The organism is Streptomyces sp. NPDC003943 (assembly GCF_053605265.1).
On the sequence record NZ_JBSGIW010000002.1, the window covers coordinates 23,474 to 41,526 of the forward strand.

19 protein-coding genes are annotated in these 18,053 nt (G+C 73.2%); 10 read left to right on the forward strand and 9 right to left on the reverse strand.

The annotated features are described in order from the left end of the window. Positions 1-103: 103 nt before the first annotated feature. Entirely contained in the window at positions 104-730 is a 627-nt protein-coding gene (locus ACWEV0_RS01185; protein ID WP_453145315.1) for a TetR/AcrR family transcriptional regulator, read from the reverse strand. A 34-nt stretch (positions 731-764) separates the two neighbouring features. Continuing rightward, entirely contained in the window at positions 765-2,396 is a 1,632-nt protein-coding gene (locus ACWEV0_RS01190) for an MFS transporter (protein WP_453145317.1), read from the reverse strand. A 201-nt stretch (positions 2,397-2,597) separates the two neighbouring features. Here ACWEV0_RS01190 and panB point away from each other — a divergent pair, with 201 nt between their 5' ends. The 3 genes from panB (at position 2,598) to ACWEV0_RS01205 (ending at position 5,464) form a co-directional block, all read left to right on the forward strand. Continuing rightward, a complete protein-coding gene (panB, locus tag ACWEV0_RS01195) occupies positions 2,598-3,461 on the forward strand; it encodes a 3-methyl-2-oxobutanoate hydroxymethyltransferase (RefSeq protein ID WP_453145319.1) in 864 nt (287 codons plus the stop codon). 156 nt (positions 3,462-3,617) lie between these two features. Continuing rightward, positions 3,618-4,619: an ATP-binding cassette domain-containing protein gene (locus tag ACWEV0_RS01200; RefSeq protein WP_453145321.1), complete on the forward strand. Its 1,002-nt coding sequence runs from the start codon at positions 3,618-3,620 to the stop codon at positions 4,617-4,619. Continuing rightward, the gene (locus ACWEV0_RS01205; RefSeq protein ID WP_453145323.1) at positions 4,616-5,464 is read left to right on the forward strand and encodes an ABC transporter permease; all 849 of its coding nucleotides are present in this window, start codon (positions 4,616-4,618) and stop codon (positions 5,462-5,464) included. Before ACWEV0_RS01200 ends, ACWEV0_RS01205 begins: the two co-directional genes overlap by 4 nt. A gap of 32 nt (positions 5,465-5,496) precedes the next feature. Here ACWEV0_RS01205 and ACWEV0_RS01210 read toward each other — a convergent pair whose 3' ends face one another. After that, positions 5,497-8,850, reverse strand: coding sequence for a BTAD domain-containing putative transcriptional regulator (locus tag ACWEV0_RS01210; RefSeq protein ID WP_453145325.1), 3,354 nt, complete (start codon positions 8,848-8,850; stop codon positions 5,497-5,499). 138 nt (positions 8,851-8,988) lie between these two features. Here ACWEV0_RS01210 and ACWEV0_RS01215 point away from each other — a divergent pair, with 138 nt between their 5' ends. Beyond that, the gene (locus tag ACWEV0_RS01215; protein ID WP_453145327.1) at positions 8,989-9,783 is read left to right on the forward strand and encodes a site-2 protease family protein; all 795 of its coding nucleotides are present in this window, start codon (positions 8,989-8,991) and stop codon (positions 9,781-9,783) included. On the opposite strand, the gene ACWEV0_RS01220 is transcribed toward ACWEV0_RS01215, so the two are convergent. Both ACWEV0_RS01220 and npdG read right to left on the reverse strand, forming a co-directional pair. Further along, on the reverse strand, positions 9,780-9,953 hold the full coding sequence (locus tag ACWEV0_RS01220; protein ID WP_451608709.1) for a hypothetical protein: 174 nt from the start codon (positions 9,951-9,953) through the stop codon (positions 9,780-9,782). The genes ACWEV0_RS01215 and ACWEV0_RS01220 overlap by 4 nt on opposite strands. A gap of 89 nt (positions 9,954-10,042) precedes the next feature. After that, entirely contained in the window at positions 10,043-10,744 is a 702-nt protein-coding gene (gene npdG, locus ACWEV0_RS01225; protein ID WP_453145329.1) for an NADPH-dependent F420 reductase, read from the reverse strand. A 101-nt stretch (positions 10,745-10,845) separates the two neighbouring features. Between npdG and ACWEV0_RS01230 the strand changes: the two genes are divergently transcribed. Then, positions 10,846-11,451, forward strand: a complete 606-nt coding sequence (locus ACWEV0_RS01230; protein ID WP_453145331.1) for a hypothetical protein — start codon at positions 10,846-10,848, stop codon at positions 11,449-11,451. A gap of 81 nt (positions 11,452-11,532) precedes the next feature. After that, entirely contained in the window at positions 11,533-12,804 is a 1,272-nt protein-coding gene (locus tag ACWEV0_RS01235) for an MFS transporter (protein WP_453145543.1), read from the forward strand. Here the strand turns inward: ACWEV0_RS01235 and ACWEV0_RS01240 are convergent. Together ACWEV0_RS01240 and ACWEV0_RS01245 are read right to left on the reverse strand one after the other, a co-directional pair. Continuing rightward, positions 12,801-13,250, reverse strand: a complete 450-nt coding sequence (locus tag ACWEV0_RS01240) for a hypothetical protein (RefSeq protein WP_453145333.1) — start codon at positions 13,248-13,250, stop codon at positions 12,801-12,803. The genes ACWEV0_RS01235 and ACWEV0_RS01240 overlap by 4 nt on opposite strands. 7 nt (positions 13,251-13,257) lie before the next feature. Further along, a complete protein-coding gene (locus ACWEV0_RS01245; protein WP_453145335.1) occupies positions 13,258-13,755 on the reverse strand; it encodes a plastocyanin/azurin family copper-binding protein in 498 nt (165 codons plus the stop codon). A 191-nt stretch (positions 13,756-13,946) separates the two neighbouring features. Here ACWEV0_RS01245 and ACWEV0_RS01250 point away from each other — a divergent pair, with 191 nt between their 5' ends. Both ACWEV0_RS01250 and ACWEV0_RS01255 read left to right on the forward strand, forming a co-directional pair. Next, a complete protein-coding gene (locus tag ACWEV0_RS01250) occupies positions 13,947-14,522 on the forward strand; it encodes an RNA polymerase sigma factor (RefSeq protein WP_453145337.1) in 576 nt (191 codons plus the stop codon). A 14-nt stretch (positions 14,523-14,536) separates the two neighbouring features. Beyond that, on the forward strand, positions 14,537-15,262 hold the full coding sequence (locus tag ACWEV0_RS01255) for a zf-HC2 domain-containing protein (protein WP_453145339.1): 726 nt from the start codon (positions 14,537-14,539) through the stop codon (positions 15,260-15,262). Positions 15,263-15,311: 49 nt separating this feature from the next. Here the strand turns inward: ACWEV0_RS01255 and ACWEV0_RS01260 are convergent, their stop codons facing one another. Beyond that, entirely contained in the window at positions 15,312-15,542 is a 231-nt protein-coding gene (locus tag ACWEV0_RS01260; RefSeq protein WP_453145341.1) for a hypothetical protein, read from the reverse strand. Between the two features lie 58 nt (positions 15,543-15,600). Between ACWEV0_RS01260 and map the strand changes: the two genes are divergently transcribed. Further along, positions 15,601-16,458 carry a type I methionyl aminopeptidase gene (gene map / locus ACWEV0_RS01265; protein WP_453145343.1) on the forward strand — a complete coding sequence of 286 codons (858 nt, stop codon included), beginning with the start codon at positions 15,601-15,603 and terminating at the stop codon, positions 16,456-16,458. A 68-nt stretch (positions 16,459-16,526) separates the two neighbouring features. Next, positions 16,527-17,177, forward strand: coding sequence for a biliverdin-producing heme oxygenase (locus ACWEV0_RS01270; protein ID WP_453145345.1), 651 nt, complete (start codon positions 16,527-16,529; stop codon positions 17,175-17,177). Here the strand turns inward: ACWEV0_RS01270 and ACWEV0_RS01275 are convergent. Continuing rightward, positions 17,167-17,880 (reverse strand): PhzF family phenazine biosynthesis protein, encoded by a 714-nt coding sequence (locus ACWEV0_RS01275; RefSeq protein WP_453145347.1) that lies wholly within the window; start codon positions 17,878-17,880, stop codon positions 17,167-17,169. The genes ACWEV0_RS01270 and ACWEV0_RS01275 overlap by 11 nt on opposite strands. Positions 17,881-18,053 lie beyond the last annotated feature (173 nt).

Genomic DNA, 18,053 nt, shown 5'->3' on the forward strand with positions numbered 1-18,053 from the left:
CGCCCGTGGCGGGTTCCTGCAGGTGGCGCGGGGCGGACGGCTGTGACAGAACGCGCACATTCGTACGAGACGGCCGAGACGGGGGCAAGAGGCCCCCTTGGCGTCACGCGGCGGGGCGCAGGCCCTCCAGGACGGCGTCGACGATCTGTTCGGCGAGGCCCGGCTCCAGGGCGGCGCCGGGCCGGATGACCGTGCGGGTCAGCAGGGGGCCGATGAACAGGTCGTTGACGAGCTCCACGTCGAGGTCGGTGCGGAGCTCGCCGCGCGCCATGCCGCTCCGGACGGCGTCCGCGATCATCTGGCGGCGCGGCTCGATGACGGTCTGCTGGTAGGCGTCCCACAGCTTGGGATACATCTGCATCTGCGAGAACACGTTGTACAGCAGCGCCGAGCTCCGCTTGACCAGGCCGCGCCGCCGCATCGCCTCCAGCATGGTGACGAGGTCCTCCCGGACCGAGGTGCCGGGCAGCACCGGGTCCGGGGGCTCGACGGACCGGATGAGGTCGATGAGGAGCTCCTCCTTGCCGGTCCAGCGGCGGTAGATGGTCGCCTTGCCGACACCGGCGGTGCGGGCGATCTTCTCGATGGACAGGTCGGTGAGCGGGACCCCGCTCTCCAGGAGTCCGATCACCGCGTCCAGGATCGCCTGGTCCGCCGCCTCGCTGCGGGGCCGCCCGCGCCGTGCGGTGCCTCCGCACGGCGACTGGGTCTGGGCCTCGGCCTGGGACACGTCCGTTCCGCCTCTCCTGTTGCGCCTCTGCCGGTTACCTCGGTACTGATTCTCCCGCCTCCGCGCGGCTGCCCGGAACGACCGCCTCCGCGTCCGGGGCGGCCGGCGGGCGGCCCGGGAGGAAGACGGCGACGACGATCGCGCCGAGGACGGCGACGGAGGCGGAGCCGATGGCGGTGATGTGCATGGCGTCGAGGAAGGCGTCGTACGCGGGGGCGACGAGGCCGCGGCCGGCCGGGCCGAGATTCTCGGCGACGGCGAGGGTGGCCTCGATGGACTCGCCGGCCGCGTCGCGGACGCCCGCCGGGAGCGCGCCGAGGTGCTTCTCGATCTCGCCGCGGTACGTGGTGGACAGGACGGAGCCGAGGACGGCCACGCCGAGCGCGCCGCCGACCTGCCGGAAGGTGTTGTTGATGGCGGAACCGGAGCCGGCCTTCTCCCGGGGCAGCGTCTGCATCACGGCGACGGTGACCGGGGTCATGATGTGCGCCATGCCCGCGCCCTGGAGGAAGAAGACGACCTCCAGGACCCAGATCGGGCTGTCGGCCCCGAAGAAGGCGAAGGAGCCCAGGCCGACGGCGACGGCGAGCATGCCCGCGGTGCACACCGCCTTCGCGCCGAACCGCTCGACGACGAGCCGGGCCCGGGGCGCGAACACCATCTGGGCGACGGCGAGCGGCAGGATCAGCAGGCCGGACTGCAGGGCGCTGTAGCCGCGGACGCTCTGCAGGTAGAACGCGGAGAAGAAGGTCACGCCCATGAGGGCGAAGAAGGTCAGCGCGATGGCGGCGACGGCGGCCGAGAAGGCGGGCTTGCGGAAGTACGAGATGTCGAGCGCCGGGTGCTTGCTGCGCTTCTCGTACGCGACGAAGAGGGCCAGGACGGCGAGGCCGGCGAGCGCCGGGGCGAGCACACTGACGTCGGTGAAGCTGGCCAGCTCGCCGCCGCGGATGATGCCGTACACGAGCAGGACGAGGCCGAGGACCGAGAGCAGCACACCAGGGAGGTCGATGCGGCCCGGCTTGGGGTCCTTGGAGTCGGGGACCAGCCACACCATGAGGGCGAGGGCGAGCAGCCCGATCGGCACGTTGACCAGGAAGATCGAGCCCCACCAGAAGTGCTCCAGGAGCAGGCCGCCGGTGATCGGGCCGATGGCGATGGCGAGGCCGACGCCGCCGGCCCATATGCCGATGGCCTTGGGCTGCTCCTCGCGCTCGAAGACGTTCATGAGCACGGCGAGCGTGGCCGGCATGACGAACGCGGCGCCGAAGCCCATCACGGCGCGGTAGGCGATGAGCTCGCCCGGCGAGCCGGAGTGGGCGGCGAGCGCGGAGCCGATACCGAAGACGACGATGCCGAAGAGCAGGATCTTCTTGCGGCCGAGCCGGTCGCCGAGCAGGCCGGAGGTGAAGAGCAGGCCGGCGAAGACGAGCGTGTAGGAGTTGATGGCCCACTCCAGCTCGCTCTGGGTGGCGCCGATGCCGGTGGGGGCGGGGCTGGCGATGGTCTTGACGGCGACGTTCAGGATCGAGTTGTCGAGGACGACGATCAGCAGGCTGAGCATGAGCACGCCGAGGATCGCCCAGCGACGGCGGTGCACGGCCTCCGGGACACGGGGCGCGCCCGGGCCGTCCGGGGCGGCGGAAACAGGTGACGGCTGAGACATGTTCCCCACCCTAGCCCTATTACGATACGAGACCGTCTCGTATCGGAAAGGGTTACGGACTCTTTACGTTGCGGGGGTGTGAACAGCGCCACTCGCCCGCTCCCGCGCCCGACTTCCCCGTCAGCCCGGCGGAGTGCCACCATGGATGTGGTCCGGGGACGCCACAGGGCGCCTCGAGATGACACAGAGGAGCCGTTCACCATGACGCTTCAGGCTGCCCAGAAACCGCCCGCCGACAGCAGCAAGGCGCTGTACGGGGGGAAGGGCACCCGCCGCATCACCGTCCACGACATCGCCGCCGCCAAGGTCCGCGGCGAGAAGTGGCCCATGCTCACCGCCTACGACGCGATGACCGCCTCCGTCTTCGACGAGGCCGGCATCCCGGTGATCCTCGTCGGCGACTCCATGGGCAACTGTCACCTCGGCTACGACACCACCGTGCCCGTCACGATGGACGAGATGACGCTGCTCTCCGCCGCCGTCGTACGGGGCACCAGGCGCGCCCTCGTCGTCGGCGACCTGCCCTTCGGCTCGTACCAGGAGGGGCCCGTCCAGGCCCTGCGCAACGCCACCCGGCTGGTCAAGGACGCCGGCGTCGGCGCGATCAAGCTGGAGGGCGGCGAGCGCTCGCTGCCGCAGACCGAACTGCTCGTCCAGGCCGGCATCCCGGTCATGTCCCACCTCGGCCTGACCCCGCAGTCCGTCAACACCATGGGCTACCGGGTGCAGGGCCGCAGCGACGAGGCCGCGCACAAGCTGCTGCGCGACGCCAAGGCGGCCCAGGACGCGGGCGCCTTCGCCGTCGTCCTGGAGCTGGTCCCGGCCGAACTGGCCGCCGAGGTGACCCGCTCCCTGCACATCCCCACCATCGGCATCGGCGCCGGCGCCGGCACGGACGCCCAGGTCCTCGTCTGGACCGACATGGCCGGTCTGACCGGCGGCAAGGTGCCGCGCTTCACCAAGCAGTACGCCAACCTGCGCGAGACCCTGGGCGACGCCGCCCGGGCCTTCGCGGAGGACGTCAGCGGCGGGGCGTTCCCCGCCGAGGAGCACACCTTCCACTAACCACCACCGGCACCACCGAGCAGCCCGCCGACCTTCCCCCGTCGGCGGGCTGTCGCCGTCCGCAGGCACCGCTGTCGGTGACCGCCGGCGGCTGTCGGTGGCTGTAGGCGGCCCTGTCGGTCGGCTGTCGGTGCGCTGTCGGTGGGCGCCTGTTCCATGGTGGACATGACGCGATCACACACCAACGCCGTCGAGGTACGGGGCCTCGTGAAGCACTTCGGCGACACCAAGGCCCTCGACGGGGTCGACCTGGACGTCCGCGAGGGCACGGTGCTCGGGGTCCTCGGCCCCAACGGCGCCGGCAAGACCACCCTCGTCCGCTGCCTGTCCACCCTGATCGTCCCGGACGCCGGGACCGCCACCGTGGCCGGCTACGACGTGGTGCGCCAGCCCCGCCAGCTGCGCCGCACCATCGGCCTCACCGGCCAGTACGCCTCGGTCGACGAGAAGCTGTCCGGCTGGGAGAACCTCTACATGATCGGGCGACTGCTCGACCTCTCCCGCAAGGACGCCCGCGCCCGCGCCGACGAGCTGCTCGAACGCTTCTCGCTCACCGAGGCCGCCAAGCGCCCGGCCATGAACTACTCCGGCGGCATGCGGCGCCGGCTCGACCTGGCCGCCTCCATGATCGGCCGGCCCGCCGTGCTCTACCTGGACGAGCCCACCACCGGTCTCGACCCGCGCACCCGCAACGAGGTGTGGGACGAGGTCCAGCGGATGGTCGCCGAGGGCGCGACCGTACTGCTCACCACCCAGTACATGGAGGAGGCGGAGCAGCTCGCGAGCGAGCTGACCGTCATCGACCGCGGCCGGGTCATCGCCCGGGGCGGTGTCGACGAGCTCAAGGCGAAGGTCGGCGGCCGCACCCTCCAGGTCCGCCCGGCCGACCCGGCCGACCTGACCGCGATGGCCGCGGCGCTGCGCGAGTCGGGGCTCGACGGGGTGGCCGGCGCGACCGTCGTGCCCGACGAGGGCCTGCTGTACGTGCCGATCCTCAGCGACAGCCAGCTGACCGCGGTCGTGGGCCTGTTCGGCGCCCGCGGCTTCGGCATCGCCCACATCGGCACCCATCTGCCCAGCCTGGACGAGGTGTTCCTCGCCATCACCGGCCAGAAGACGACTGCTTCCGACCCGATCCACGAGGAGGTCGCCGCATGAGCACGACCACGGCCACCCGTACGTCCGCCCCCGCGCCGGCCCCGGTGAAGCGGCCCGCCACCACCGACGGCCGGATCGGTCTGCGGGCCAACCTCCGCCACATCGGTGCCCTCGTCCGGCGCAACGCGCTGCAGATCAAGCAGGACCCGGAGTCGATGTTCGACGCGGTCCTGATGCCGATCATCTTCATCCTGCTGTTCGTGTACGTCTTCGGCGGCGCGATCGCCGGCAAGGGCAACAACGACGCGTACGTGAACTACGTCGTTCCCGGCCTGATGGCGATGATGGGCATGAACATCGCGATGGCCGTCGGCACCGGCATCAACGACGACTTCAAGAAGGGCGTCATGGACCGGTTCCGGACCATGCCGATCGCCCGCTCCTCGGTCCTCATCGCGAAGATCGTCGTCGAGGTCGGCCGCATGCTGGTCGCCACCGCGATCCTGCTCGGCATGGGCTTCCTGCTCGGCCTGGAGATCAAGACCTCGGTCCTCGACCTCTTCGCGGCCGTCGGCCTGTCGATGGTCTTCGGCGCCTCGCTGATGTGGATCTTCATCCTGCTGGGACTCACCATGAAGACGGCCCAGGCCGTCCAGGGAGTGGCCATGCTCGTCCTGATGCCGCTGCAGTTCGGATCCTCGATCTTCGCACCGCCGACGACGATGCCCGGCTGGCTGCAGTCCTTCACCGACTACAACCCGCTGTCCAATCTCGCCGACGCCGCTCGCGGCCTGATCAACGGCGGCCCGATCGCCCACTCGGTGTGGATGACGCTCGGCTGGGCGGTGGCCATCACCGTGGTCACGGCGCCGCTCGCGGTCGCCAAGTTCCGCAAGAAGACCTGACCCGCCGACGCGGGGGAAAGACTCGGCGCGCCTCAGATCGCGTCGGCGCGTTCGAGCAGGGCGGCGGCCTCCTCCAGGGAGAGGCCGTCGCCCTCGGCGTACGCGGCCTCGAAGACGGCGTCGTCGCCGAGCACGGCCCGGGTCAGCCCGGTCGCCCGCGCCCGGTTCTCCCGCTCCATCGGCGGCGGCAGATGACCGGGCGGGAGCAGCCCCTCGTACGCGCCGAGCAGTACGGCCGCGGTCCGGGCCAGCTTCGGGTCGCCGGGCCCGGCGAGCGCCCAGGCGGCGGTGACCAGGTGGATCGCCGGCATCTGCGGGGCGACCATCATCGACAGCGCCCCGAGGGAGCGCATGTACGCGCGCCGGGACAGCTCGAAGGCCGAGGCGTACCGCCCGTCCAGGTTGTCGATCCAGCCCAGGCTGCCGAGGGTGAAGCCCTCGAAGATGGAGTAGGTCTCGGAGCGGAACTCGTCGAGCAGCCGCAGCAGATGGACGCGGGCCTCGTCCGTACGGCCGGTGCGGCCGAGCAGCAGCGCCAGGAAGATCCGGGCCGCGAGCATCGGCTCGTGGCCGCGCCCGTGCCCGCCCTCCACGACCTCCCGCAGGATGCGCTCCGCCTCCTCGCGCCGGCCGGTCTCGATGAGCATGTCGGCGTAGCGGGCGCGCAGCAGCGCCATCTGCGACTGGGCGCCGATCCGCTGCGCGTAGCCGATGGCGGCCTCGAAGTCCTCGGCGGCGCCCTCGAACTCCAGCCGTCGCTCGCGTGCCTCGGCCCGCGAGGACAGCGCCTCGGCCGCGCCCCAGGCGTCGCCGAGGCGGACGAAGATCTCCAGGCTCTCCTCGGCGTCCGCGGCGGCCTGCTGGGCCAGGTCGGAGCGGTTGGCCAGCATGTTGGCGCGCAGCTGGAGGGCGTTGCCGAGCTCCCAGTCGTAGCCGTAGCGGCGGCAGGCCGCCACATGGGCCTCCAGGGCCTCGCCCATCCGGCCGGGTTCGCCGATGAGGAGGACGGCGAAGACGGTGAAGGAGCCGGGCAGCCGGCAGGTCTGCGGCAGCCCCGGCGCGTACACCTCGGTGATCCGCCGCAGCCGCGCCACACCCTGCGGACTCGTCCACCGCCCGGTCTCGTGGTCCATGTTGAGCAGTTCGATCATCCGCACCCCGCGCCTGGCCTCCCACAGCTGCTCCTCGCTGAGCGGCGGCGGGGCGGCCGTGATCGACTCGTACAGCGGTACGACGGGAGCCGCCGACGGCCCGAACGGGTCGGGCCCGAGCGCCGACACCGCCTCGGCCCACTGCAGCGCGTCGGTGCGCAGGTCCCGCATGTTCCAGTACCAGAGCAGCGCGTGCACGAGGACGAGCCCCTCGTGCTCGTCCCGCAGCCGTACGGCGGTCCGCAGCGCGGTCCGCAGGTTGCCGTACTCCAGCCCGAACCGGTTCACGGCGGCCACCTGCCGCCCGCCGCGCAGCTCGGGATCGGTCAGCCGCGCCAGCTCCCGGTAGTGGGTGAGGTGCCGCCGCTCGGCGGCCGCCCGGTCGCCCGCCTCGTCGAGGCGTTCGGAGGCGTACTCGGCGACGGTCTCCAGCAGCCGGTAGCGCATGCCGGCGCCGCCGTCGCCCGGCGAGGCGGCCGCCTGGGTGGCGACGACGAGCGACTTGTCGACGAGCGAACCGAGCAGGTCGAGCACGTCACCGGGAGCGGGCGTGCGCGGGCCCCGCGGGCCCGGCGCGGACGGTGGTTCGCCGCAGACCGCCTCCGCCGCCTCCAGGTCGCAGCCGCCGGTGAAGACCGCCAGGCGGCGCAGGACCGCTCGTTCGGGCTCGTCCAGCAGGTCCCAGGACCAGTCGACGACCGCGCGGAGGGTCTGCTGGCGCGGCAGCACCGTCCGCGCGCCCGAGGTGAGGAGGCGGAAGCGGTCGTCGAGGCGGTCGGCGATCTGGCGCGGCGTGAGCATCCGCAGCCGGGCGGCCGCGAGTTCGATCGCCAGCGGGAGGCCGTCGAGACGGCGGACGATCTCCGCGGCCGCCTCCGGGTCGTCGGCGACCAGGAAGCCGGGGCGCACGGCGGCGCCGCGTTCCGCGAACAGCCGGACCGCCGTCTCCTCCGGCAGCGGGCCGACGGGGTGCAGGACCTCGCCGGGGACGCCGAGGGGTTCGCGGCTGGTCGCGAGGACGGTGACGCCGGGGCAGCGGGCGAGGAGGACCTCGGCCAGCTCGGCGGCGGCGCCCACGACGTGCTCGCAGTTGTCGAGGAGGAGCAGCAGCCGGCGGCCCGCGCAGTGCTCGACGAGGCGGCCGGTGCGGTCCTGGTCCTCGCCGAAGCGGAGTTCGTCGGCGCCGGCGCCGCGCAGTACGGTCTCGCGGGCGCCGAGGGCGGTGAGGACGGCCTCGGTGACGGCCTCCGGGTCGGTGACCGGGGCCAGTTCGACGAGCCAGACGCCGTCGGGCCACAGCTCACGTCCGGCGGCGCGTTGGGCGGCGCGCTCCGCGGCCTCCTGCGAGAGGCGGGTCTTCCCGGCGCCGCCGGGGCCGAGGAGGGTGACCAGGCGATGGGTGCGCAGGCCGTCCTGGAGCGCGGAGATGTCGTCCTCGCGGCCGACGAAGCTGGTGAGCCGGGCGCGCAGATTGCCGGCCGCGGGCCCGCCGCCGCGACGGGCGGGCGTGGCCGTCGGCGTGGCCAGCAACCCGGCGTGCAGGTCCCGCAGTTCGGGCGCCGGGTCGGCGCCGAGCCGCTCGGCGAGCCCGCGCCGCACCTCCTCGTACGCGGCCAGCGCCTCGGACGGCCGCCCCGTGTCGCGCAGCGCCCGGATCCGCAGGGCCTGCAGCGGCTCGTCCAGCGGGTGGGCGGCGCACAGCGCGTCCAGTTCGGGCAGCACCGCGGCGGCCTCGCCCAGCGCGAGCGCGGCCGCGAGCCTGCCCCGGCGGGCGTCGAGCCGGCGGGCCTCCCAGCGGGCGGCCTCGGCCTCCCGGTCGGGCAGGTCGGCGAGGGCCGGGCCCTTCCACAGCGCGAGCGCCTCGTCGAGGAGTCCGGCCGCGCGCGCCGGCCGGCCCGCGTCGAGTTCCCGTGCGCCCTCGGCGGCGAGCCGTACGAAGCGGTGCGCGTCGACGTCGTCGGGCTCGGCGGCGAGCCGGTAGCCGCCGTCCGCGGAGAGCACCCGGTCGTGGCCGAGGGCCCGGCGCAGCCGCCCCACCAGGGCCTGGAGCGCGGCCACGGCGTCGGCCGGCGGTTCGGCGCCCCACACCTCGTCGACGAGCACGCCCACCGGCACCGCCCGTCCGGCGCGCAGCGCGAGCACGGTGAGCAGCGCGCGCACCCGCGGGCCGCCGGGAGCGACGGCGGTGCCTTCTGACGTGTGGGCCCGCGTCGGGCCGAGGACGGAGTAGCGCACGGGCCCATTCTCCGTGAGGAATCGTCAGCCGCCGCCGGGACCCGCGTCAGGAACCCGCGCGCCCGCCCGGTACGTTTCCCGCACACAACAGACCGTCACCGCGGACCGTCACCACGGACCCTCATCCCGGGAGCAGGCATGTCCACGACCACCCATCGCCACGACGAGCGGCGGATCAGCCCCGTCTTCCTGGCGATCCTCGCGGTCATGGCCGTCACCGGCTGGGCCGTGTGGACCGGCTTCGCCACCTCCACGGGGCTCGCGGTCTTCCTCTTCGTGACCTCGGCGTGGGTCGTCTCGCTCTGTCTGCACGAGTACGCGCACGCCCGCACCGCCCTGCACGGCGGCGACATCACCGTGGGCGCCCGCGGCTATCTGACGCTCAACCCGCTCGCGTACACCCACGCCGTGCTGAGCATCGTCCTGCCGGTGCTCTTCGTGATGCTCGGCGGCATCGGCCTGCCCGGCGGCGCCGTCTTCATCGACCGCAGCCGGGTGCACGGCCGCTGGAAGCACAGCCTCATCTCGGCCGCGGGCCCGCTGGCGAACGTCCTGTTCGCCGTCGTCTGCACGGCCCCGTTCTGGCTGCACGCCCTCGACGGGGTGCCGCGCGCCTTCCAGTACGCGCTCGCGTTCCTGGCGTTCCTCCAGGTCACGGCGGCGCTCCTGAACCTGCTCCCGGTGCCGGGCCTGGACGGCTACGGCGTGGTCGAGCCCTGGCTGTCGTACAACTTCAAGCGGCAGATCGAGCCGTACGCGCCCTACGGCTTCTTCGTCGTGATCGCGCTGCTGTTCATCCCGGCGCTCAACAACGCGTTCTTCGACGGGATCGACGCGCTGCTGCAGGCGCTGGGCGTGCCGGAGCTGTCCCGCTACTGCGGCTCGACGCTCTACCGCTTCTGGGAGTCGGCCCCGGACTTCTGCGAGGTCTAGCCCTGGTGCTGGGTGCGGCCGCGCTTGATGTAGTACCAGGCCATGTTGGAGGAGAGGCCGGCCAGCAGCACCCAGACGATGCCGAGGAAGCTGCCCTGGGCGAAGGAGACGACCGCCGCGGCGACGGCGAGCGCGCAGACGACCAGGGCGTAGAGGGCGAGGCGGGGCATGGGGGTCGGCTCCTGTCCGGTTACGGGCGATGTGCCCGTCCAGTGTCCCCCATGCCCGTCCGGCGCCCGGGACCGGCTCGGCGCTCGGCTCAGACGTCGGTGACGCGCAGGCCCGCGTGGGCCTTGTAGCGGCGGTTCACCGAGATCAGGTTGGCGACGAGCGACTCGACCTGGTGGGCGTTGCGCAGCCGGCCGGCGAAGACGCCGCGCATGCCGGGGATGCGGCCGGCCAGGGCCTGGACGATCTCCACGTCGGCCCGCGCCTCGCCGAGGACCATCACGTCGGTGTCGATCTCGGCGATCGAGGCGTCCTGCAGGAGGACCGCCGACAGGTGGTGGAAGGCGGCGGTGACCCGCGACCCGGGCAGCAGCGCGGCGGCCTGCTCGGCGGCCGAGCCCTCCTCCGGCTTGAGCGCGTAGGCGCCCTTCTTGTCGAAGCCGAGCGGGTTCACGCAGTCGACGACGAGCTTGCCGGCCAGTTCCTCGCGCAGCGACTCCAGGGTCTTGGCGTGGCCGTCCCAGGGCACGGCGACGATCACGACGTCGCTGCGCCGGGCGCACTCGGCGTTGTCGGCGCCCTCGACGCCGAGGCCGAGCTCGGCGGCCGCGGCCTGGGCGCGGTCGGCGGCGCGGGAGCCGATGATCACCTGCTGGCCGGCCTTGGCGAGCCGGTAGGCGAGGCCGCGGCCCTGGTCGCCGGTGCCGCCGAGGACGCCGACGACGAGCCCGGAGACGTCGGGGAGGTCCCACGGGTCCTTGGGTGCCGGGCTGGAAGTGGTGGAGGAAGTCATGGCCTCGACATTACTGGCCGGTCGGGCCGGCGGAACCCGTCCGGGTGAGTCCGCGCCGAACCGCTCGCGGGGCCGTGCGGGGCGGGGCACGATCCGGGGCCATGGACGCCGTACGTGTCGCGCTGCTGCGCGAAGTGCTCGCCGGTACGGAGTGGCCGGCGGCCGCCCGCCGCTTCGCCGGTTCGCTCCGCTCCTCGGTCGTGTCGCACGGCGGTGGGCTGCTCCTGGTCGGCACGGCGGAGTACGAGCCGTGGCACCTGGCCGCGCACCTGGTGGACGAGTCCGCCTGGTCCGGCCGCCCGGAGCTCGCGCCCACCCTCGTACGGCACCGTGCGCGGCCCGGCGACCCGCCGCACCTGGCGGTCGGGCTCGGCCGGATCGAGTCGGCGGGGCGCGGGGCGACGCTGCTGATGGTGGCGCCGTCGCGGCCGGAGGCGGGGCTGCTGGAGCGGGTCCACGACGCCCGCCGGGCGGGGGCGACGGTGCTGTCCCTGGACGGCGGCGCCCCGGAGCTGGGCGGTCTGGCGCACGAGACGCTGACGGTGGCGGCGGACGCGGGGGTCGACCTGGACACGGTGCAGCACCTGGTCAGCGCGGCGGCCGGCGAGAACTGCCTGCCGCCCGCACCCCGGGGCCGGCTGCGCTTCCGCGACCGGCTGTCCCGGCTCGCGGACCGGCTGACGGCGCCCCCGCCGCCCCGCTGGTGACCCCGGCCCCCGGCGCTCGGTCCGGGGGTTAATTCGGTTGCCCGCGGGCGGGCGGGCTCCCGACCATGGCCTGTCGTGACCCTGGTGAAACGTCTCCTGCCCGATCTGGCCCCCTGGCGCTCCTCCCGCGACTTCCGGCTGCTCTGGGTCCAGGGGACCGTCACCGTCTTCGCGAGCTTCATGGCGCTGGTCGCGCTGCCGCTGCAGATCGCGGACCTGACCGGCTCGCCGCTCGCCGTCGGCGCGATGGGCGCGGTGGAGCTCGTCCCGCTGGTGGTGTTCGGGCTGTACGGCGGGGCGCTCGCCGACGCCGTCGACCGGCGCAGGGTGATCGTGGCGACGGAGGCCGGGCTCGGCCTGCTCGCCCTGCTGCTCCTGCTGAACGCCCTGCTGCCGGACCCCATGCTCTGGCCGCTGTACGTGGTCGCCGCCGGCGTCTCCGCCCTGTCCGGGCTGCAGCGGCCGGCGCTCGACTCGCTGCTCTCCCGGATCGTGCCGCACGAGCAGCAGACGGCGGCCGCCGCCCTGAACGGGCTGCGCTGGCAGATCGGCTCCATCGCGGGCCCGGCGCTCGCGGGCCTGGTCGTGGCCTGCGCGGGGCACGCCGCCGCGTACGGGGTGACCGTGGTCGGCTACGTGGTGTCCGTGCTGCTGTGCCGGGGGCTCTCGCCCGCGCCGGCCGCGCACGACGCCGACAGGCCCTCGCTGCGCGGGATCGCGGAGGGCGCGCGGTACGCGTGGTCGCGGCCGGTGCTGCTCGGCACGTACGCGATCGACCTGGCCGCGATGTTCTTCGCGTTCCCGAACACGATCTTCCCGTTCCTCGCGGCCGAGCTGGACGCGGAGTGGTCGCTGGGCCTGATGTACGCGGCCGGTTCGGTCGGCTCGCTCGTCCTCGGCCTGACCAGCGGCTGGACCTCGAAGCTGCGGCGGCACGGGCTGCTGGTGGTGGCCGGGGCGACGGTGTGGGGCGCGGCGATCGCGGCGGCCGGCTGGTTCGGGAACGTGTGGCTGGTGCTGCTGTGCCTCGCCGTCGCGGGCGCGGGCGACATGCTGAGCGGACTGGGACGCTCCACCATCTGGAACCAGACCATCCCGGAGGAGCTGCGCGGCCGGCTCGCGGGCATCGAGCTCATCTCGTACGGCGTGGGCCCGCAGCTCGGCCAGGTCCGGGCGGGCACGCTGGCCGGCTGGACCGGCACCCGTCCGGCGATCTGGTCGGGCGGTCTCGCCTGCGTGGCCTCGGTGGGACTGCTGTGCCTGGCGCTGCCGAAGCTGCTCGCGTACGACGCCGCGACGGACGAGGACGCGCTGGCGCGCAGGGCACAGCAGGAGGCGGTCACCGCGGCCTAGCGGGTCCGCCGACCGTCCTCGGGGTCATGGTGAGGGCGAGGGCGAGGCTGATGGTGGTGATGGCTGAGGGAGGCCACCGCCAGGGTGGTCAGGACCGCCGCGCCCGCCGTCTCGACGTAGAGGGTCGGGCGGACCAGCTCCGCGCCGATCGACTCCTCGAAGCCGAACAGGCCCGTGGTGAGACTCAGGAACAGCGCGCCGAGGGTGCCGGCCGTGAACAGCGCGGTGACGGCGGCGACGGGCCCGAGCCAGCGTTCGGGCGTGACGAGCAGCGCCACGGCGAGCAGGATGCCGACGATGCCGTTGAGCAGGAAGAGCGGGCCGATGGTGGCGAGGTTCTGGTAGCCCTCGGCCCACAGCCGCAGGTGGATCGCGGCCATGGCCGCCGTCAGGCCCGCTCCGGCCAGGCGCAGGACGAGCCGCGCGGCCGCTCCGTTCGTGGTCATGACGGGCTCAGTAGCCGGTGCCCGGGGACTGGTTGTCGTTCGAGGGGCTCGACGGGTTGTTCGCGGCCGGGGCTCCGCCGACCGTGATGTCGGTCTTCATGCCGAGGTCCTTGTGTCCGTCGACCGGGCAGTAGACCTCGTACTTGCCGGACTTCAGCGTCACGGTGAGAGTGGTGGACTCGCCGGGCGAGACGTTCTGGCTGCGGTGCTCGTCGCTCTCGCCGCCGCTGCCCTCGACCACCAGGGCGTGCTCGACCTTGCCCGTGTTCTTCGCGGTGAAGGTGTAGCTGCCGGGCTGGAACTTCTCCGTCGAGAGCTTGATGTGGAAGTCGGACAGCTCCGCCGTGACCTGGGTCGCCGAGGTGCCGGACTTCGGCGGGGGCGGCGGGGTGGTGCTGCCGCCCCCGTTGCCGTTGTCGCTGCCGCCGCAGGCGGCGAGCAGGGCGGTCAGTCCGCCGGCGGCCACGCCGAGCACCAGGCGCTTGCTGGTTCGTACGGTTGCCATGAGTCTGTCCTCCAGATCGTCCCCGAAAGGGGATACGGAGCTGCCGGGGCGAGGGATTGCGTCACGGGGGATCGCGTCGCGCGGGTCGCGTCCCGGGATCGCGCCCGGGGGCTTCGGGGGCGTCGCGGGCGGACAATGAGTGCCAGGGGGCAGAGCGCAATCCCTTCCGGGCGGCGGAACGTATTCCTGGCATGTGGCGCATGGCCCTTTCTCTCGGGCGGGTACCCGACGAGGCACTGCTCACCGGTCTGACGACGGGCGACCCCGAACTCGCGGTCGCCTTCGTGCGCCGTTTCCAGCGCACGGTCTTCGGTGTGGCCGTGGCCGTCGTCGGCGACCCCCAGCTCGCCGAGGACGTCGCCCAGCAGACCTTCGAACGGGCCTGGCGGCACGCGCAGGTCTACGACCCGCGGCGCGGTTCCGTACGGGCCTGGCTGACGACGATCGCGCACAACCTGGCGATCGACGCGGTACGGGCCCGGCGCGCGAGCCCGGTGGCCCCGGAGGACCTGGAGACGCTGCTCGGCGCCATGACCGAGACGCCCGAGCGGCGGGCGCTCGCCGACGACAGCGCGGAGCGGGTCCGGCGGGCGGTGGCGGAGCTGCCCCGGGAGCAGGCGCGGGCGCTGGTGATGGCCGGGATCTACGGGATGACGGCGCGCGAGATCGCGGAGGCCGAGGGCGTGCCGCTGGGCACGGCGAAGACCCGGATCCGGACCGGGACGATCAAGGTGCGGGCGCTGCTCGAACCGGCGGAGGGGAGGTGACGGCGGTGGGCGGCATGAACGGCATGAACGGCGGCAGCGGCATGTACGGCGGCGACGGCATGAGCGGCATGGAGTGCGAGCGGCTGCGGGAGCTGGCCGCCGAGCTGGCGCTCGGGGTCCTGCCGGCCCGCGAGCGGGCCGAGGCCGTCGCGCATCTGGACCGCTGTCCCGAGTGCCGTGAGCACGTCGAGCGGCTGACGGCCGTCGGCGACGGGCTGCTCGCGCTGCTGCCGGGCGCCGAGCCACCGGTCGGTTTCGAGTCCCGGGTGGTGCGGGCGCTGGGCGCGGCGCCCGTACGGAAGCCCCGCCGGCACCGGCTGCGGCTCGCGGCGGCCGGCGCGGCCGCGGCGGTGGCCTGCGGGTTCGGCGGGTGGGCGGTCGGCTCGGCGGTCGTCGAGGGCGCGCCGGCGCCGGTGTCGCAGCGGACGGGGCTCGTGGAGGCGGCGCTGGTGTCCGGGACGGCGGCCGGCGGCCACGAGGTCGGCCGGATCTGGGCACACCCGGGCGGCGGCGGCTGGGTGTACATGTCCGTCGACCTGGACGGGGCGGGCGCCGGGCCGGTCCGCTGTGTGCTCGTCCACTCCGACGGGTCGACGGTCCCGGTGGGCTCGTTCCCGCTCAGGAACGGCTACGGGTACTGGGGCGCGCCGGCCGGCGCCGATCCGGCGACGGTGACCGGCGCGAGGCTGCTCGGCCCGGACGGGAACGTCCTGGCGACGGCGCGCTTCCCCGGCGCCTAGCGCGCCGGGGCGTGCCTGGCGGACCCGGCCGTGAACCGCCGGTCAGGTCCTACTCGGCGGACTCGTCCTTGCCGGCCCGGTCGTGCCACTTCGGGTCGGTGTCCCACTCCAGGTTCCGGTCCTGCGCCGTCTGCATGGCGTGGGCGGCCTCCTCACGGCTGGCGTAGGGGCCGAAACGGTCCTTCGCCGGACACTCGGGGCCCTCCTCTACCTTCTTGTGCTCCAGGCAGTAGAACCACTCGCCCGGCTTGCCGACCGTGCGCTTCTTGAACAGGGCCATCCTCGGCTCCTTCCTCCGTCATCATGCTGCCCCAGACGCGGTCGTTAGACTCGCTGACATGTCTGGCCAGTCGCTTCTCGTACCGGGGGAGCTGTCCCCCCACCGTTCCGTTCCGGGGTCCATCCGCCGCCCCGAGTACGTCGGCAAGCCCGCGCCCACCCCGTACTCGGGGCCCGAGGTGCAGGACGCCGACACGATCGAGCGGATGCGGATCGCCGGCCGCATCGCCGCGCAGGCGATGGAGGAGGCCGCCAAGCTCATCGCGCCGGGCGTGACCACGGACGAGCTGGACCGGGTCGCCCACGAGTACATGTGCGACCACGGCGCCTACCCCTCCACGCTCGGCTACCGCGGCTTCCCGAAGTCGCTGTGTTCGTCGGTCAACGAGGTCATCTGCCACGGCATCCCCGACTCGACCGTCCTGAAGGACGGCGACATCGTGAACCTGGACGTGACCGCGTACATCAATGGCGTCCACGGCGACAACAACGCCACCTACCTCTGCGGTGACGTCGACGAGGAGTCCCGGCTGCTCGTCGAGCGCACCCGGGAGTCCCTGAACCGGGCGATCAAGGCGGTCAAGCCGGGCCGCCAGGTCAACGTCATCGGCCGGGTCATCGAGTCGTACGCCAAGCGCTTCGGCTACGGCGTCGTCCGGGACTTCACGGGGCACGGCATCAACTCGTCCTTCCACTCCGGGCTGATCATTCCGCACTACGACTCGCCGCACCACACGACCGTCATGCAGCCGGGCATGACGTTCACGATCGAGCCGATGCTGACGCTGGGCACGCACGAGTACGACATGTGGGACGACGGCTGGACCGTGGTCACGAAGGACCGGAAGCGGACGGCGCAGTTCGAGCACACGCTGGTGGTGACGGAGACCGGGGCGGACATTCTTACGTTGCCCTGACCCGTCAGAGGGGTAGCGTTTTGCCGACAGGATGTCGGGAACTAGATGACCCCCTCCGGAGGCCCGCCTTGGACACGCCCTTCTCGACGCTGATCCGCACGGCCTCGCACGAGCAGCACACGCAGGCGGAGACGTCGACGTTCATGAGCGACCTCCTCGGCGGCCGCCTCGCCGTCGACGCGTACGCGCGGTACACGGAGCAGCTGTGGTTCGTGTACCGCGCGCTGGAGGACGGCGCGGCCGCCCTGGCGTCCGACCCGGTCGCGGGGCCCTTCATACAGCCGGAGCTGTTCCGCACGGCCGCCCTGGAGCAGGACCTGGCGCATCTGCGGGGCGCGGGGTGGCGGGCGGGGCTCTCGCCGCTGCCGGCGACGGAGGCGTACGCGGCGCGGGTCGCCGAGTGCGCCCGCGACTGGCCGGCGGGCTATGTGGCCCACCACTACACGCGCTATCTGGGCGATCTGTCGGGCGGTCAGATCATCCGCGACAAGGCGGAGCGCACCTGGGGCTTCGCGCGCAAGGGCGACGGCGTGCGGTTCTACGTCTTCGAGGCGATCGAGAATCCGGCGGCCTTCAAGCGGGCGTACCGGGGGCTGCTCGACGCGGTGCACGCGGACGACCTGGAGAAGCAGCGGATCGTCGACGAGTGCAAGCGGGCGTTCGACTTCAACGGGGCGGTGTTCCGGGAGCTGGCCCGGGAGTTCCCGCTCAGCGCCTGACGCCCGGGGGCCCTTCCGGCGCCGATCCGCCGGACGGGCCCTGGACGGCGAGGGTGCTCTCGATCCGCACCCGCCCGCCGAGCTCCACGATGCCGTCGGGCCCGGGTGCGGTGAGCAGCTGCGAGCCGAGGCCCTGGGTGATGTTGAGCGCCCGCCCCAGCTCGGCGGTGAGCAGCAGCGCCGCCGCGCCGGTGGCCTCGTCCTCGTCGATCCCGTCCCCGCGCCCGGGGAACGCCCGCGCCCTGATCCGCCCGGCGGCCTCGTCCTCCCACGCCCAGGCGTAGATCCACTCCCCCGGCTCGGGCACGTCGAGCGCCTCCACCTCGGCGGCCGTCGCGTACCGCTTCAGCGTCCGCGGCGGCGCCCACTCGGCCCGCGCCTCGATCCACGTGAACTCCCCGTCCCCGCGCACCCACACCTCGCCGGCCGGCGGGTTGACGACCTCCAGATCGAGCAGCCAGGCGGCCCCGACGAGCGGATGCCCGGCGAACGGCAGCCGCAGTCCGGGCGTGTAGATGTCGACGACCCCCCGCTCCGGATCGTCCACGAACACCGTCTCGCTGAACCCGAGCTCCTTGGCCAGCGCCTGCCGCGCCGCCTCGTCGGGATATCCGCGCCCGTCCCGTACGACCCCGAGCCTGTTGCCGTACCGGCCGTCGCCCGCACAGAAGACCCGCAGGACGTCGATGTCAGTCGTGTTCATGTCGGAATTCAACCATCCAGTCCTCCGGCCCGCCGGACCTACTCACGCGTAACCGAAAGCCGGACAAACTCCCTCGCTTGACCATTCCTTTACCAAGCCATAAAGACCCCATGAGCCGACCGTGACCACCCCGTGTCCCCTCGGCCGCCCCTGAGAGCTGAATCACTGGACGG